The organism is Variovorax guangxiensis (assembly GCF_003952165.1).
In the GTDB taxonomy this organism is placed as follows: domain Bacteria; phylum Pseudomonadota; class Gammaproteobacteria; order Burkholderiales; family Burkholderiaceae_C; genus Variovorax; species Variovorax guangxiensis.
On record NZ_RXFT01000006.1, the window covers coordinates 96,153 to 110,908 of the forward strand.

Annotated in this window: 14 protein-coding genes; 11 read left to right on the plus strand and 3 right to left on the minus strand. The window is 65.6% G+C overall.

Annotated elements, in window-relative coordinates; translation table 11 throughout:
- Positions 1-79 precede the first annotated feature (79 nt).
- The 11 genes from EJP67_RS15715 to EJP67_RS15765 all read left to right on the plus strand — a co-directional run bounded on the left by EJP67_RS15715 (position 80) and on the right by EJP67_RS15765 (position 11,533).
- Positions 80-1,561, plus strand: coding sequence for a DegQ family serine endoprotease (locus tag EJP67_RS15715; RefSeq protein ID WP_126022648.1), 1,482 nt, complete (start codon positions 80-82; stop codon positions 1,559-1,561).
- A 521-nt stretch (positions 1,562-2,082) separates the two neighbouring features.
- Entirely contained in the window at positions 2,083-3,894 is a 1,812-nt protein-coding gene (lepA, locus tag EJP67_RS15720; protein ID WP_126022649.1) for a translation elongation factor 4, read from the plus strand.
- A 7-nt stretch (positions 3,895-3,901) separates the two neighbouring features.
- Entirely contained in the window at positions 3,902-4,867 is a 966-nt protein-coding gene (gene lepB / locus EJP67_RS15725; RefSeq protein ID WP_126022650.1) for a signal peptidase I, read from the plus strand.
- Between the two features lie 41 nt (positions 4,868-4,908).
- Complete coding sequence (locus EJP67_RS15730) at positions 4,909-5,277, plus strand: DUF4845 domain-containing protein (protein ID WP_126022651.1); 369 nt, start codon at positions 4,909-4,911, stop codon at positions 5,275-5,277.
- Between the two features lie 17 nt (positions 5,278-5,294).
- On the plus strand, positions 5,295-5,981 hold the full coding sequence (rnc, locus tag EJP67_RS15735; protein WP_126022652.1) for a ribonuclease III: 687 nt from the start codon (positions 5,295-5,297) through the stop codon (positions 5,979-5,981).
- An 8-nt stretch (positions 5,982-5,989) separates the two neighbouring features.
- Positions 5,990-6,973 (plus strand): GTPase Era, encoded by a 984-nt coding sequence (gene era, locus EJP67_RS15740; protein ID WP_126022653.1) that lies wholly within the window; start codon positions 5,990-5,992, stop codon positions 6,971-6,973.
- Between the two features lie 133 nt (positions 6,974-7,106).
- Positions 7,107-7,877: a DNA repair protein RecO gene (gene recO, locus EJP67_RS15745; RefSeq protein ID WP_126022654.1), complete on the plus strand. Its 771-nt coding sequence runs from the start codon at positions 7,107-7,109 to the stop codon at positions 7,875-7,877.
- Complete coding sequence (locus EJP67_RS15750; RefSeq protein WP_126022655.1) at positions 7,874-8,671, plus strand: pyridoxine 5'-phosphate synthase; 798 nt, start codon at positions 7,874-7,876, stop codon at positions 8,669-8,671. Before recO ends, EJP67_RS15750 begins: the two co-directional genes overlap by 4 nt.
- Positions 8,672-8,684: 13 nt before the next feature.
- Complete coding sequence (gene acpS / locus EJP67_RS15755; RefSeq protein WP_126022656.1) at positions 8,685-9,077, plus strand: holo-ACP synthase; 393 nt, start codon at positions 8,685-8,687, stop codon at positions 9,075-9,077.
- 2 nt (positions 9,078-9,079) lie between these two features.
- Entirely contained in the window at positions 9,080-10,177 is a 1,098-nt protein-coding gene (nagZ, locus tag EJP67_RS15760) for a beta-N-acetylhexosaminidase (RefSeq protein ID WP_126022657.1), read from the plus strand.
- A 6-nt stretch (positions 10,178-10,183) separates the two neighbouring features.
- Positions 10,184-11,533: a glycosyltransferase family protein gene (locus tag EJP67_RS15765; protein WP_126022658.1), complete on the plus strand. Its 1,350-nt coding sequence runs from the start codon at positions 10,184-10,186 to the stop codon at positions 11,531-11,533.
- A 9-nt stretch (positions 11,534-11,542) separates the two neighbouring features.
- Here EJP67_RS15765 and EJP67_RS15770 read toward each other — a convergent pair whose 3' ends face one another.
- The 3 genes from EJP67_RS15770 to EJP67_RS15780 form a co-directional block, all read right to left on the minus strand.
- Positions 11,543-13,489, minus strand: a complete 1,947-nt coding sequence (locus tag EJP67_RS15770) for a glycosyltransferase family A protein (RefSeq protein WP_126022659.1) — start codon at positions 13,487-13,489, stop codon at positions 11,543-11,545.
- Between the two features lie 26 nt (positions 13,490-13,515).
- Positions 13,516-14,142 carry a class I SAM-dependent methyltransferase gene (locus tag EJP67_RS15775; protein ID WP_126022660.1) on the minus strand — a complete coding sequence of 209 codons (627 nt, stop codon included), beginning with the start codon at positions 14,140-14,142 and terminating at the stop codon, positions 13,516-13,518.
- Positions 14,143-14,209: 67 nt separating this feature from the next.
- Positions 14,210-14,746, minus strand: a complete 537-nt coding sequence (locus tag EJP67_RS15780; protein ID WP_126022661.1) for a YgjP-like metallopeptidase domain-containing protein — start codon at positions 14,744-14,746, stop codon at positions 14,210-14,212.
- Between the last annotated feature and the right edge of the window lie 10 nt (positions 14,747-14,756).

The following is a 14,756-nucleotide window of genomic DNA, read 5'->3' on the forward strand; positions in this document are numbered from 1 at the left end:
GCCAATTGCGCTGAACCAAGCCCGCGCAGCAGACTCATAGACCTGTTTTTCGCCGCTCTGTTCTTTTGAAAGAAAGCCGATGATCTTCAAAGTCGAGGGACACAAGTTTCGTTCCGGCCTGCTGGCATGCGCACTCGCACTGACCGCCAGCGCCACATTCCTTCCCGTCGAGCCTGTTCACGCGCAGACGCGCACGCTGCCCGACTTCACCGATCTGGTCGATCAGGTCGGTCCCTCCGTCGTCAACATCCGCACCGTCGAGAAGGTGGCGCAGCGCGGCGGCAACGGCGAGATGGACGAGGAAATGCAGGAGTTCTTCCGCCGCTTCTTCGGCCAGCCGCTGCCGGGCCAGCCGCGACAGGGGCCGCGCCAGAACCGTCCGCAGCAGCCGCAGGAAGAAGAGCGTCCGCGTGGTGTGGGCTCCGGCTTCATCCTCACGCCCGACGGCTACGTGATGACCAATGCGCACGTGGTCGAAGACGCCTCCGAGGTGTTGGTCACGTTGCCCGACAAGCGCGAGTTCAAGGCCAAGATCGTCGGCGCCGACAAGCGCACCGACGTCGCCGTCGTGAAGATCGAGGCGACCGGCCTGCCGGCGGTGAAGGTCGGCGACATCTCCAGGCTGCGCGTGGGCGAGTGGGTGATGGCCATCGGCTCGCCCTTCGGCCTCGAGAACACCGTCACCGCCGGCATCGTGAGCGCCAAGCAGCGCGACACCGGCGAATACCTGCCGTTCATCCAGACCGACGTGGCCATCAACCCGGGCAATTCGGGTGGCCCGCTCATCAACATGCGCGGCGAGGTGGTCGGCATCAACAGCCAGATCTACTCGCGCTCGGGCGGCTTCATGGGCATCTCGTTCTCGATTCCGATCGACGAGGCGATCCGCGTGAGCGACCAGCTGCGCACGTCGGGCCGCGTTTCGCGTGGCCGCATCGGCGTGCAGATCGACCAGGTCACGAAGGACGTGGCCGAGGCCATCGGCCTGGGCAAGCCGCAGGGCGCGCTGGTGCGCGGCGTCGAGGCGGGCTCGCCGGGCGAGAAGGCCGGCGTGGAGCCGGGCGACGTGATCACCAAGTTCGACGGCAAGGCCATCGAGAAGCCGAGCGACCTGCCGCGCCTGGTGGGCAACACCAAGCCGGGCACGAAGAGCACGCTCACCGTGTTCCGGCGCGGCGCCTCGCGCGACCTCAGCGTGACCATCGCCGAGATCGAGCCCGACAAGCCCAGCAAGCGTGCGAGCGATCGCGACGAGCCGGCGCAGAAGCCGCCGGCATCCGCCGCCGCCAAGTCGCTGGGCCTGGCCGTGAGCGACCTCACCGATGCGCAGAAGAAGGAGCTGAAGGTGAAGGGCGGCGTGAAGGTCGATGCAGCCAGCGACGCCGCGGCCCGTGCGGGCCTGCGCGAGGGCGACATCATCATGGCTGTCGGCAATGTCGATGTATCGAACGCGCGGGAGTTCGAGTCGGCCGTTGCCAAGTCCGACAAGAGCAAGCCGCTCAGCGTGCTCTTCCGCCGTGGCGACTGGGCGCAGTACGCGCTGATCCGGCAGACACGCTGACCGGCTCTGGCGTCAAGTGGCCCCACCCGGTAGTCGGGTTTGGGGCCGTTTTTTTGAGGTGTTTACGACGTTCCGGCGCCGGCCTCCAAAAAAATCCGGCGGACTGAAAACACTGATTTTGGTTTGCGTCCACTAACTTTCAAAAGGGCTAAGGACGGTTTTCGGTAGAATAAGGCACTCTCGGCGGCTGGTCGGCGCATAAGGAATGCCCCGACCTTCACCATGCGGGATGTCAGATGGCAGTCCACCGGTGCTCCACAGATCGCCCACAAGTTGTTCAGTAACTGCTCCACCGATCCTGTGGATAACCTGTTTGTATCTTTGATGTTGTGGACCTGCAACGACCCTTTTGGACCCCGTTCCCGGATGTACGCGCTTCCCTTTTTGCCTACAATGAAGCTCCAACTACTGCAGTTGCCATTGCTTGTTGGTTCAGGGCGCGTCTCCAGAAGACGCGCCCTTTTTTCTTGCCTGTAGCACTCTGCGTACGAGCCAATTCAAGTACTTAAGCGTTCCCGTTGATGAATCACATCAGAAATTTTTCGATCATTGCGCACATCGACCATGGCAAGTCGACGCTCGCAGACCGTTTGATCCAACGTTGCGGCGGCCTCGCGGAGCGCGAGATGGAAGCGCAGGTCCTCGACTCGATGGACATCGAAAAAGAGCGTGGGATAACCATCAAGGCGCAGACGGCTGCGCTGCAGTACAAGGCGCTCGACGGCAAGGTCTACAACCTCAATCTGATCGACACGCCGGGCCACGTCGACTTCTCGTATGAAGTGAGCCGCTCGCTGTCCGCATGCGAAGGCGCGCTGCTCGTCGTCGATGCATCGCAGGGCGTCGAAGCGCAGACGGTGGCCAACTGCTACACCGCGCTCGACCTCGGCGTCGAGGTGGTGCCGGTGCTCAACAAGATGGACCTGCCGCAGGCCGACCCCGACACGGCGAAGGCCGAGATCGAGGACGTGATCGGCATCGACGCGAGCGATGCGATCCCATGCTCGGCGAAGACCGGCATGGGCATCGACGAGATCCTCGAGGCGATCGTCGCGAAGGTGCCGGCGCCGCGCGGCAATCCCGAGGGCGCGCTGCGCGCGATGATCATCGACAGCTGGTTCGACGCCTACGTCGGCGTGGTGATGCTGGTGCGCGTGGTCGACGGCCGCCTCGCCAAGGGCGACCGCATCAAGATGATGGCGACCGGCGCGAGCTACAACGCCGACAACCTCGGCGTGTTCACGCCCGCCAACCAGCCGCGCGAAGCGCTCGAGGCAGGCGAGGTGGGCTACATCATCGCCGGCATCAAGGAGTTGCAGGCGGCCAAGGTGGGCGACACCGTCACGCTGATCAAAGGGGGCACTGGCGGCGCGGCCTTCACCGCCACCGAGCCGCTGCCGGGCTTCAAGGAAATCCAGCCGCAGGTCTTTGCCGGGCTCTACCCGACCGAGGCCAGCGAGTACGACTCGCTGCGCGACGCGCTCGAGAAGCTCAAGCTGAACGACGCCTCGCTGCACTACGAGCCCGAGGTCAGCCAGGCGCTGGGCTTCGGCTTCCGCTGCGGCTTCCTCGGCCTGCTGCACATGGAGATCGTGCAGGAGCGCCTGGAGCGCGAGTTCGACCAGGACCTGATCACGACCGCGCCGAGCGTGGTCTACCAGGTGCTCAAGAACGACGGCGAGGTCATCATGGTCGAGAACCCGTCCAAGATGCCCGACATCGGCCGCATGGCCGAAATCCGCGAGCCGATCGTCACGGTGCATCTCTACATGCCTCAGGACTACGTCGGCCCGGTGATGACGCTGGCCAACCAGAAGCGCGGCGTGCAGATCAACATGGCCTACCACGGCCGCCAGGTCATGCTGACCTACGAGATGCCGCTCGGCGAGATCGTGCTCGACTTCTTCGACAAGCTCAAATCGGTGAGCCGCGGCTACGCCTCGATGGACTATGAGTTCAAGGAGTACCGCGCCTCCGACGTGGTGAAGGTCGACATCCTGCTCAACGGCGACAAGGTAGACGCGCTGTCGATCATCGTGCACCGCAGCCAGTCGCAGTTCCGCGGCCGCGCGGTGGTCTCGAAGATGCGCGAGATCATCTCGCGCCAGATGTACGACGTCGCGATCCAGGCGGCCATCGGGGCCAACATCATTGCGCGTGAGACAATCAAGGCCCTTCGCAAGAACGTTCTGGCGAAGTGCTACGGCGGCGACATCACCCGCAAGAAGAAGCTGCTCGAGAAGCAGAAGGCGGGCAAGAAAAGAATGAAGCAGATCGGCTCCGTCGAGGTCCCGCAAGAGGCCTTCCTCGCGATCCTGCAAGTCGAAGACTGATCGAAAAATGGCATTCATCACCTCCCTGGTCCTCGCGGCCTTCGCCGCCTACGTCGGCGCCTGGTACTTCAACGTGATCGAGGGCAACTTCGCCTTGCTGCTGTTCCTGGCGACGGTGGTCACCGGCCTCTACTGGCTGGCCGAGCGCTTCTACTTCCTGCCCCGGCGCGAGCAGGCCGCCGCGAAGCTCGAAGCCTCGCTGGCCGAGCGCAATGCGCGCCTGGCGGGGCAGGGCATCAACCAGGTCGACACGGTCGACGCCAAGGCGAGCGAGCGGCTGCTGATGCAGCCCTGGTGGCTCGACTGGACCGCCGGCCTGTTCCCGGTGATCCTGGTGGTGTTCCTGCTGCGCTCGTTCCTCTACGAGCCCTTCAAGATCCCGTCGGGCTCGATGATGCCCACGCTGCTGACCGGCGACCTGATCCTGGTCAACAAGTTCACCTACGGCCTGCGCCTGCCGGTCATCAACACCAAGATCACCGAAGGCACGCCGCTGGCGCGCGGCGACGTGGTGGTGTTCCGCTACCCGCCCAAGCCGAGCATGGACTACATCAAGCGCGTGGTCGGCATTCCGGGCGACGAGGTCGCCTACCTGAACAAGAAGCTCACGATCAACGGCCAGCCGGTTTCCAAGGTGGCTGCCGCTGACTACCTCGACGGCGAATCGATGCGCCTGCTCAAGCAGTTCGACGAGAACTTGGGCGGCAAGCAGCACAAGATCCTCAACGACGATGCCTCGCCGGCATTCGTGCCCGGCGCCAGCGACTTCCCGTTCCGCGAAAACTGCCGCTACTCGGTCGAAGGCGTTGTCTGCAAGGTGCCGCCTGGCAACTATTTCATGATGGGCGACAACCGCGATAATTCGGCCGACTCGCGTTTCTGGGGATTCGTGCCGGACAAGAACATCGTGGGCAGGGCCTTCTTCGTCTGGATGAATTTCGGCGACCTGGGACGCATCGGTCCGTTTCAATAAACAAGCGTTCATCGCAAGCACAGTTCGAGGGGTATGAGGGCATGAGAGCACATCGGTCCGTTCGCAGCAGCGCTGCGCAGCAACGTGGCATTTCGTTCATCGGCTTGGTGTTCGTCGCGGCCGTGCTCGGGTGCCTGGGCGTGGTCATCGCACAGGTCATTCCGACGCTGATCGAATGGCAGGCCATCGACAAGGCCGCAAACAAGGCCAAGGAGGGCACCACGGTGCCCGAGGTGCGCGCCATCTTCGATCGCGCCCAGGCCATCGACGACTTCAAGTCGGTCAGCGGCAAGGACCTCGAAATCAAGAAGGTCGGCGACAAGGTGGTGGTTTCGTACTCGTACGAGCGCGAGATCCCGCTCTTCGGCCCGGCCTACCTCACGCTCAAGTACAAGGGCGAAACCCGCTGAACACGGCACCCAAAAAGGTGGACGGCAGCCTGGCCGCGTTGCAGGCGCGCCTGCAGCACACCTTCTCCGACCCGCGGCTGCTGCAGCTCGCGCTCACGCACCGCAGCTTCTCGGCCGACCACAACGAGCGCCTCGAATTCCTCGGCGACTCGGTGCTGAACCTGGCGGTCTCGCACCTGCTCTACCAGCGCCTGTCGGCGCTGCCCGAGGGCGACCTTTCGCGCGTGCGGGCCAACCTTGTCAAACAGGACACCCTGCATCGCCTGGCCGTAGGTCTGGCACTGTCGCCGCTGCTGCGGCTCGGCGAAGGCGAAGCGCGCTCGGGCGGGCCGAACCGGCCGTCGATCCTGGCCGATGCGCTGGAAGCACTGATCGGTGCCGTTTATCTCGATGCGGGCTTCGCCGCCGCCCAGGCGCTGGTGCACCGGCTCTACGAGTCGGTCGAGATCAACCCGCGCATGGAAGCCGCGGCCAAGGACCCGAAGACCGAATTGCAGGAATGGCTGCAGGGTCACAAAATGAAGCTGCCGGTGTACCGCGTGGCCGCCACACTGGGCGCGGCGCACAAGCAGACTTTCGATGTCGAGTGCGAGGTGCCCGAGCTGGGCTTTCGCGAACGCGGCATCGGCGGCTCGCGCCGCGCCGGCGAGCAGGCTGCCGCGGCGGCCATGTTGATCCGGCTCAAGGCACGCGGCGGCGCGTGAAATCCAGAATGAACGATGCTATCAATCCCGTAGCGGAACCCGAAGACGCCGAAGGCGGCGAGGGGGCCGCTGGTTCCCAAGGCCACCAAGGCCCCCAGCACTGCGGCCTCATCGCCATCGTCGGCAAGCCCAACGTGGGCAAGTCGACGCTGCTCAACGCCCTGGTCGGCCAGAAGATCAGCATCACCTCGCGCAAGGCGCAGACCACGCGCCACCGCATCACCGGCATGCGCACGCTGGGCGCCACGCAGTTCGTGTTCGTCGACACGCCGGGCTTCCAGACCCTGCACGCCAACGCGCTGAACAAGTCGCTCAACAAGACCGTGCAGGGCGCGGTCGGCGACGTGGACCTGATCCTGTTCGTGGTCGAGGCCGGCAGCTTCACCCAGGCCGACGAGCGCGTGCTCAAGCTGCTCGGCAAGGGCATTCCGACGGTACTGCTGGCCAACAAGCTCGACAACGTGCACCGCCGGGGCGACATCGCGCCCTGGCTGAAGAGCATGCAGGAGAAGCACGAGTTCGCCGAATACGTGCCGATGTCGGCCAAGAACCCGAAGGACGTCGAGCGCCTGTTCGGCATCTGCGAAAAGTACCTGCCCGAGCAGCCCTGGTTCTACGACGAGGACGAGCTGACCGACCGCAGCGAGAAGTTCCTCGCCGGCGAGCTGGTGCGCGAGAAGCTGTTCCGCCTGACCGGCGACGAACTGCCCTACACCTCCACCGTCGTCATCGACAAGTTCGACGAGGAGCCGCCCCAGAAGAAGGGCCAGAAGCGCCTGCTGCGCATCGCCGCCACCATCGTGGTCGAGCGCGACGGCCACAAGGCCATGGTGATCGGAGACAAGGGCGAGCGCATCAAGCGCATTGGCATGGAAACCCGCGTCGAGCTCGAGAAGCTGGCCGATGCCAAGGTGTTCCTCGAGCTGTGGGTGAAGGTGCGCTCCGGCTGGGCCGACGACGAAGCGCGCGTGCGTTCCTTCGGCTACGAATAAACAGGCAAACCCCCAGGCTTGCTCGCTTCGCGTAGCCGCAAACCCCCTTGCAGGGGGCAACGCCAGCGGCCCGGCAAAGCCGGTGCCGCGACGTTTGCCGGCCTGAAGCCTCGATGCTCGACTGCTCACTGACATGGCCACCCACCGCGTTTCGCACGAGCCGGCTTACGTCCTCCATCGCTACGACTGGAGCGAGTCGAGCCTGATCCTCGAAGTCTTCACCCGCCACCACGGGCGCATCGCGCTCGTGGCCAAGGGGGCGAAGCGGCCCAGTTCCAACTTCCGCCCGGTGCTGCTGCCGCTGCAGCCATTGCAACTCAACTACGGCGGCGACGCCGAAATCCGCACGCTCAAGGGCGCCGAATGGATGGGCGGCCACGTGATGCCGACCGGCGAGGCGCTGCTGTCGGGCTACTACGTCAACGAGCTGCTGCTGCGCCTGCTGGCGCGCGACGACGCCCACGAGGCGCTGTTCGATGCCTACGCCGGCGTCGTGCAGGTGCTGGCGAGCGAGCACGGCGGCGCGCAGGCCACGGCCCAGGCGGCCGCGCTGCGCGCCTTCGAGCTGCTGCTGCTGCGCGAAGTCGGCCTGCTGCCGTCGCTCGACGTCCAGACCCTGACGCTGGAGCCGCTCGCCGGCGGGCTGCGCTACAGCCTCGTGCCCGAGGCCGGCCTGCGCGAGGCCGGCGACGACGAGGCCGCGCTGACCGGCGCCGACTGGCAGGCCCTGCAGGCCGTGCTGGACGACCGCGCGCCATTTACCGCCACCTTGCGTGAAATTGCCACCATGAACGCCGGCAGCAACAGTGCCCTGCGAAACCAGCTGCGCGCCTTGCTCAACTACCATTGCGGCGTGTCCACGCTGCGAACGCGGCAAATGATGAGAGACCTGCAAGCACTATGAGCACTCCGGGCCAAGCCGGCGCCAGCGCCGCCACCTCGCTGTCCGTCAACCTCAACAAGGTCGCGCTGGTGCGCAATACACGCCACCTGGGCATTCCGAGCGTGGTGAAGGCCGCCCAGGCCTGCCTGGCCGCCGGTGCCCACGGCATCACGGTGCATCCGCGGCCGGACGCACGCCACATCCGCGCGCACGACGTGAGCGATCTTTCCGCGCTGCTCGCCAAGGACTGGCCGGGCATCGAATTCAACATCGAGGGCAACCCCTTCCAGAACCTGATGGACTTCGTGCGCGCGCTCAAGCCGCACCAGGCCACCTTTGTGCCCGACAGCGAGACCCAGTCGACCAGCGACCATGGCTGGACCTTCCCCGACGACGCCGAGCGTCTGCGCCCGCTGATCGCCGAAGCCAAGGCGCTGGGCGTGCGCGTCAGCCTGTTCATGGACCCGATTCCCGAGATGATGGCCGCCGTCAAGACCGTGGGCGCTGACCGGGTCGAGCTCTACACCGAAGGCTACGCCGCCTCCCGCGGCACCCCGAACGAGCAGACCGTGCTCGCGCGCTATGCCGAAACGGCGCGCGCGGCCATGGCGGCAGGCCTAGGCGTCAACGCCGGGCACGACCTGAGCCGCGACAACCTCACGGCCTTCCTGCGCGCCGTGCCGGGCGTGCAGGAGGTTTCCATCGGCCACGCCTTCGTCGCCGACGCGCTCGAGCTCGGCTACACGGCCGCCACGCGCGACTACCTGCGCTGCATCCGTGAGGCGAGCCAGCAGCAGCAACAGCAACAACAATGAGCGCCGTCGCCGCATGATCTACGGCATTGGCACCGACATCTGCGACCTGCGTCGCATCGCCGCGACCTTCGAGCGCCAGGGCGAACGCTTTGCCCGCAAGGTGCTGAGCGATGCCGAGTTCAAGGTCTGGCAGGCCCGCAGCGCGCGTTGGCCGAAGCGCGGCCTGAGCTACCTCGCTACCCGTTTTTCCGCCAAAGAGGCCTTCAGCAAGGCGATCGGGCTGGGCATGCGCATGCCCATGAGCTGGCGCCTGTGCGAGATCGCCAACCTGCGCAGCGGCAAGCCGGTCATCGTGCTGCACGGCGCCCTGAAGGAGTGGTTCGAGGACCAGGGCCTCACGGCCCACGTGACCGTGACCGACGAAACCGAATACGCCGCGAGCTTCGTGGTGGTGGAGAAGATATAGATATGACCGCCGGGCTTGCAGAAGACCGCCCCCATGCGCCGCTGATCATCGACGTTGCCGGCACGGCGCTGACAGACGCCGACCGCCGTCGCCTCGCCGACCCGCTCGTCGGCGGCGTGATCCACTTCGCCCGCAACTGGCAGGACCGCGCGCAGATGACCGCGCTCAATGCCGAGATCAAGTCGATCCGGCCCGACCTGCTGATCTGCGTCGATCACGAGGGCGGCCGCGTGCAGCGCTTCCGCACCGACGGCTTCACCCACCTGCCGACGATGCGCGCGCTCGGCGAACTCTGGATGCGCGACGCCATGCGCGCCACCCAGGCCGCCACGGCCGTCGGGCAGGTGCTGGCCGGCGAGCTGCGTGCCTGCGGCGTCGACTTCAGCTTCGCACCGGTGCTCGACCTGGACTACGGCGGCAGCAGCGTCATCGGCACCCGCAGCTTCCACCGCGACCCGCGCGTGGTCGCGCTGCTGGCCAAGAGCGTGATGCACGGCATGCTGCAGATGGGCATGCGCAACTGCGGCAAGCACTTTCCGGGACACGGTTTCGTGCACGCCGACTCGCACGTCGAGATCCCGGTGGACAAGCGCGGCCTCAAGGCCATCCTGGCCGACGACGCGAAGCCCTACGACTGGCTGTCGGGCTCGCTCGCGGCCGTGATGCCGGCGCATGTGATCTATCCGAAGGTGGACAAGCGGCCGGCGGGGTTTTCCGCCAAATGGCTGAAGGAGACCCTCCGGCAGCGGATCGGCTTCGAGGGAGCGGTTTTCAGCGATGACCTGAGCATGGAGGCTGGGCGCTACATCGATGGCGAATTGCTCAGCTTTGCCGATGCGGCGCTGGCGGCGCTGGCGGCCGGATGCGACATGGCGCTGTTGTGCAACCAGAGCATCGGCGACGGCGCGCCGCTCGACGGATTGCTGCAGGGCTTCGCTGCGGCCCGGGATGCAGGGCGCTGGATGGGCAACCTGGACAGCGAAGCGCGCCGCAGGGCCTTGCTTCCCGATACGGCGGCGCTGCCATGGGCTGCGCTTGCGGGCTCGGCGCCGTATTGCAGCGCCAGGCGCACCCTCTCGCGCGATCGCCTGACGGAGTAGTCGCTGATGCCGCTGTGCCTCAGTTTCTTCCAGCGCAAGGACGAGGCCGTGCTGCGCAATCACGCGCACTATTGCCGGCTGTTCGGATACCCGCACCAGTGGATCGAGGCCGATCGCATCCGTCACCCCGCGTTGCGCGACAGCGCGAAATACAGCCAGATCCTGCGCCACCTGCGCGCGCTGCCGGAGAACGACTGGCTGCTGTTCCTCGACGGCGACTCCGTGGTGTTCCACCCGGTGGCCGTCGAAGTGCTGCTGCAGGGACGGGATTCGCTGGTCGTCGAAGGGCCTCCCAGCGGTGACCGACCCGGTCCGGCGATGACCAACATGATGGTGCTGCGCAATACGGCAGCCAACCGCGCCATGCTGCTCGGACTGATGGACGACGCAGGCTATGTCATCGCTCTGGTGAATCGCGCCGTCGACGAAGCCGCACGGCTGCGTCCGGCTGGCCTGCTCGGCTGCAATGCCATGGTCGGCGACATCTACGCCAACGTGTCGTGGCGCATTCCGCAGTGGTTCCTGGCGCGCATCTTCGTCGTCAACCTCGGGCCGCTGCCCATCCTGGCGCCCGAGGGTGGATGGCGCGAGGCATTGCTTCACGACCAGAACCTGCAGGACATGCTCGTGGCGCAGGTCAACAATGCACTGATCCACGGCCAGCCCGTGCTGCAGCCTGCGGCTTATCCTGCTCTGTCGGAAGAGCGGGTGTCGAGCTACAACGCCGGTGCTGACATCGCTTTCGTCACGCTCTACACGCACCACGTCGGCAGCTACGCGCGGGTGTCCGAGCACAACGTGAAGCGCTATTGCGACCGGCACGGCTACGCGTACCACGTGTACCGTGCGATTCCAGAAGCCGTCGACACCGGCATCGGCGGATCGTGGGTGCGCAGCTGGCTGCTGCAGCAGCACATCGCGCATCACAAGTGGGTGATCTGGATTGACGCCGACGTGCTCTTCCTCAACCAGAGTCGCCGGATCGACGCCTTGCTCGATGGGCGTGAGCTGCTGCTCGCCAAGGACGTAGGCGGCTGGTCGTTCAACTCGGGCGTGATGGGCTTCCTGAATACCCGGGGCAACGCCGAGCTGCTGGCGCGTATCTGGCAGCGCATCGGCGAGGTCGACGACAAGTCGGCGGTCTACAGCAGCCAGGGCGATCAGTACTACACCAACGAAGTGCTGTCCGGAGCGGGGCTGGTGAACGAGCACGGCATCGTCGACAACCTCAGCATCAACACGCCACCGCACCTGGCTTCCGACGAGACCCTGCTGGTGCACTTCATCAATCTGGACGAGCCCTATCGGTCGGCCTACATGGCCTCGATGGATGCGCTCTCGCAGCGCCTGCGCTGAGCGGGCCGGTCAGCCGTTCGCGGCCTGCGGCTCGGCGGCCGCCGGTGCTGGTTCCAGCCTGAAGATCCGTACCGGCAACTGGCTGGACGCCGGCGCGAGGAACTGGGCGATCTCGGGCACCGCGAACTGCCGCTCCAGCCATTCCTTGTCCGCCAGCCCCGCGTTGAAAAAGATCTGAAGCAGCCGCAAGGCCTCGTGCCGCAATGCGCGCGTCAGCGTTTCATGCTCGACCAGCTGCAGCTCCGGTGCCGCGGCTGGCCTGAAGCTCGCGCGCGCGAGGACCAGCAGCAGCTTCTCCGCGAAGTCGAGCACCGGCGGCCAGTAGAGGTCGTAGAGCTTGGCGATCTCCTGCACATGCTCGACGCTCGATTGGGGCAGCAGATGGGCCAGAACCAGCGCCCGCGCCCGCGATGCCAGCGTGGCCGCGCGGGCCGCATCGGCGGAACCGGTCGGAGTGGCCGGCTTGTGAAGAAGCTCTGGGATCACCGCAAAGCGCGCGCCGGCGGCTGCGCTCTTGCAAAGCATGTGGAAGTCGTCGTGCGCCGTGAACTCGGGATCGTGGCGCACGCCGCTGCGCTCCATGAAGCTGCGGCGCAACATGCAGGCCGACAGTAGCAAGGGGCGCGGGCCGAAGAACTCCACGAGGATGTCCTGATGCCGCTCGGAGAACTCGAAAGGGCCCTCCTGCGTCTCGCACCAGGAGCCGACGATGTCGATGCCGGGGCAAGCCTGAAGCAGCGCGGCCTGGCGCTGCAGGCGTTGCGGCGCTGGAACGTCGTCGACGTCGGCGAAGACGACGTAGTCGCCTTGCGCATGCGCGAATGCAAGGTTGCGGGCCGTGGCTCGGTCGAACGCGAAGGGCAGGGCGACCATCTGCGAACTGGCGATGCCCGATCCCGCCAGCACGGCCTCGAGGCCGGCGATGCCCGCGCGCGCGACCAGTACCAGGTGGAGCTCCACCGCGGTCTGGGCCGCCCAGGTCCGAAGGCTGCGCTCCAGGCTTTCGAGCGAATCGCCGGCTGCCAGGCAGAGGGTGACACGCGGTGGTGTCGCCGGCAGGGCGAAGCGGTCGGGTTGCTGGGCGCGCCAGCTCAGGAAGCGCTCGATGGCCGGCCCCACCAGAGGGGCTGCGAACGCGCTGGTGAAGATCGCCAGGCCTTCGCGTTCGAGTCTCGCCCGGCGGGGTGCATCGGCAAGAAGCTGCTCGATCGTCTCGATGAGCTTCTCGTAGGGGGCTCCAACCACCGCCTTGCGGATCGACGCCTCGATCTCGCTGTCGGGGTACAACTCGCAGACCACGGCCTTGCGATGCCGCAGCAGGATGGACAGCCGTGGCACCTCGACGATGCGCGACTCTTCCCAGTTGTGGAGGTTGAGCACGATCTTCGCGCGCCGCATGAAGCCGTTGCGCTCTTCCAGCGTCCAGGCTCGCCCCCGGTTGACTTCGACGCGCAGGCCGCGCGCCATCAGTCCTTCGAGGATGTCGATGCGCCGGCGTGTCAGCGAGCCGAAGAAAACGACGTCGATGTCCTGCTGCTCGTCGGGGAGGATGTCTTCCAGCGGCATGATTTCCGCGGCGTCGGGCTCCCAGCCGAGCGCGACATAGTCCGCGTTGCGGTAGCCGAGCTGGCGATGCCGCTGGAAGTTCGTCTTGCTGTATTCCCAGAGATAGCAGCGCTTGAGCACTTCGAGATAGCGATCGTTCCATGCATGGGTGCCATGCACCATCGGCTCGAAGTTGACGACGATGCAGTCGGGGTGGTGCTGCTCGATGTGCTCCCATGGCACATCCCAGAAGAAGAACAGGATGTTGATTTCACCCGGCTCGATGTAGCAGTGGGTGAACCGGGTCGGGTAGCCGAGGCGTTCCGCCGCCAGCCTGAAGGCTTCGACGATGTCGCCGCAGGTTTCGTGCGAGGACAGCGAGGTGAAGTTGAGCCGGGGCAGTGTCGTCATGGGGCGCAGTGCACGGGCAAGGGCCGTCAGTAGTGGCCTAGCACGTTGACCTTGTGGTAGTGGTCCTTCAGCGCGGCATGCAGCTGCAGTGCCTGCGCGCGGGTTTCGTCACCGGCCTCCTTGCCCACGCCGAAGAAGTACAGGTCGTGGCTGCTGCGGTCTTCGAAGAAGCCCCATACCGAGAACCAGGCGTCGTGCTGGAGCAGTTCCGTGAAATCGGAGGCCGCGAGATTCCGGTAGTAGTTCTGGCTCTTGCCGATGGTCAGCGGCGAGTCGGAGGGGTTGAACTCCACGGTGCCATGCTGGCGCCGTCCCGGTGTGGCGCAGGTCATGACGACGAGGCCGTCGTCCTTCACCAGTCGCAGCATGTTGAGCCAGGTTTTCTTCCACTGTGGGTTGTGCTCCATGGCCTCGCACGAGATGACGACGTCCGTGCCATTCGCGGCGCCGCCATGGTTTTCACCGTGGCAGACGAGGTCGACGTCCGGGCCTTCCCCTACATCGAGGCCGAGATAGCTGCAGTCCTGGAAGAACTCGCGAACCGAACCGTTGAGATTGAGGCTGCCGATCTCGATCACCGACCGACCGGTGAAGTAGGAAGGCAGGAACTGCTTCACGCCGGCGACGAAGAATCGTTGTTGAGGATGTGACATGAGCCTGGCTGCGTTGGGTTGGCTTTGCGGCTGAAGCTCGGGGGACTGGAACACTCGCTGCGCGAAGTCAACCCTGGCCGGGTGAAGAGGCTGCTGCCGCATTCGCCCACAAGCGCTTTCCTCCCATGCCCAAGTGCTCCAGGTACAGCCGGAGATCGAACTCGAGGCGATGATAGTCCGGCTCCATGTGCCTGCACAGCGCATAGAACGCCTTGTCATGCTCACGTTCCTTCATATGTGCCAACTCGTGCACAACAATCATCCTCAGCCACGCCAGCGGCACTTCCTTGAACAGGCTCGCGACCCGGATTTCCCGCTTGGCCTTGAGCTTGCCGCCCTGCACACGCGACACGGTGGTGTGGGTGCCCAGCGCGTTGCGGATCACGTGCAGCTTGTTGTCGAACATCACCTTCGACAGCGGCTCGGCCTTGCGCATGAATTCGCCCTTGAGTTCGCTCACGTAGCCGTAGAGCGCCCGGTCGGTCTGGATGTCGTGCACGCCGTCCGGGTAGCGCTGGCCGAGGAGGGCGCCGAGCCTGTCTTCGGCGATGAGCTGGCGGACCTGCTCCAGCAAGGGTGCCGGGTAGCCCGCCAGGTATTTCATGGAATGAGCG

Coding starts and splice junctions, on each gene's coding strand:
- nagZ (WP_126022657.1), top strand. CDS start 9,080: ATGACCGCCGGGCTTGCAGAAGACCGCCCCCATGCGCCGCTGATCATC.
- recO (WP_126022654.1), top strand. CDS start 7,107: ATGGCCACCCACCGCGTTTCGCACGAGCCGGCTTACGTCCTCCATCGC.
- EJP67_RS15730 (WP_126022651.1), top strand. CDS start 4,909: ATGAGAGCACATCGGTCCGTTCGCAGCAGCGCTGCGCAGCAACGTGGC.
- EJP67_RS15750 (WP_126022655.1), top strand. CDS start 7,874: ATGAGCACTCCGGGCCAAGCCGGCGCCAGCGCCGCCACCTCGCTGTCC.
- lepA (WP_126022649.1), top strand. CDS start 2,083: ATGAATCACATCAGAAATTTTTCGATCATTGCGCACATCGACCATGGC.
- EJP67_RS15780 (WP_126022661.1), bottom strand. CDS start 14,746: ATGAAATACCTGGCGGGCTACCCGGCACCCTTGCTGGAGCAGGTCCGC.
- EJP67_RS15715 (WP_126022648.1), top strand. CDS start 80: ATGATCTTCAAAGTCGAGGGACACAAGTTTCGTTCCGGCCTGCTGGCA.
- EJP67_RS15775 (WP_126022660.1), bottom strand. CDS start 14,142: ATGTCACATCCTCAACAACGATTCTTCGTCGCCGGCGTGAAGCAGTTC.
- lepB (WP_126022650.1), top strand. CDS start 3,902: ATGGCATTCATCACCTCCCTGGTCCTCGCGGCCTTCGCCGCCTACGTC.
- EJP67_RS15770 (WP_126022659.1), bottom strand. CDS start 13,489: ATGACGACACTGCCCCGGCTCAACTTCACCTCGCTGTCCTCGCACGAA.
- era (WP_126022653.1), top strand. CDS start 5,990: ATGAACGATGCTATCAATCCCGTAGCGGAACCCGAAGACGCCGAAGGC.
- EJP67_RS15765 (WP_126022658.1), top strand. CDS start 10,184: ATGCCGCTGTGCCTCAGTTTCTTCCAGCGCAAGGACGAGGCCGTGCTG.
- acpS (WP_126022656.1), top strand. CDS start 8,685: ATGATCTACGGCATTGGCACCGACATCTGCGACCTGCGTCGCATCGCC.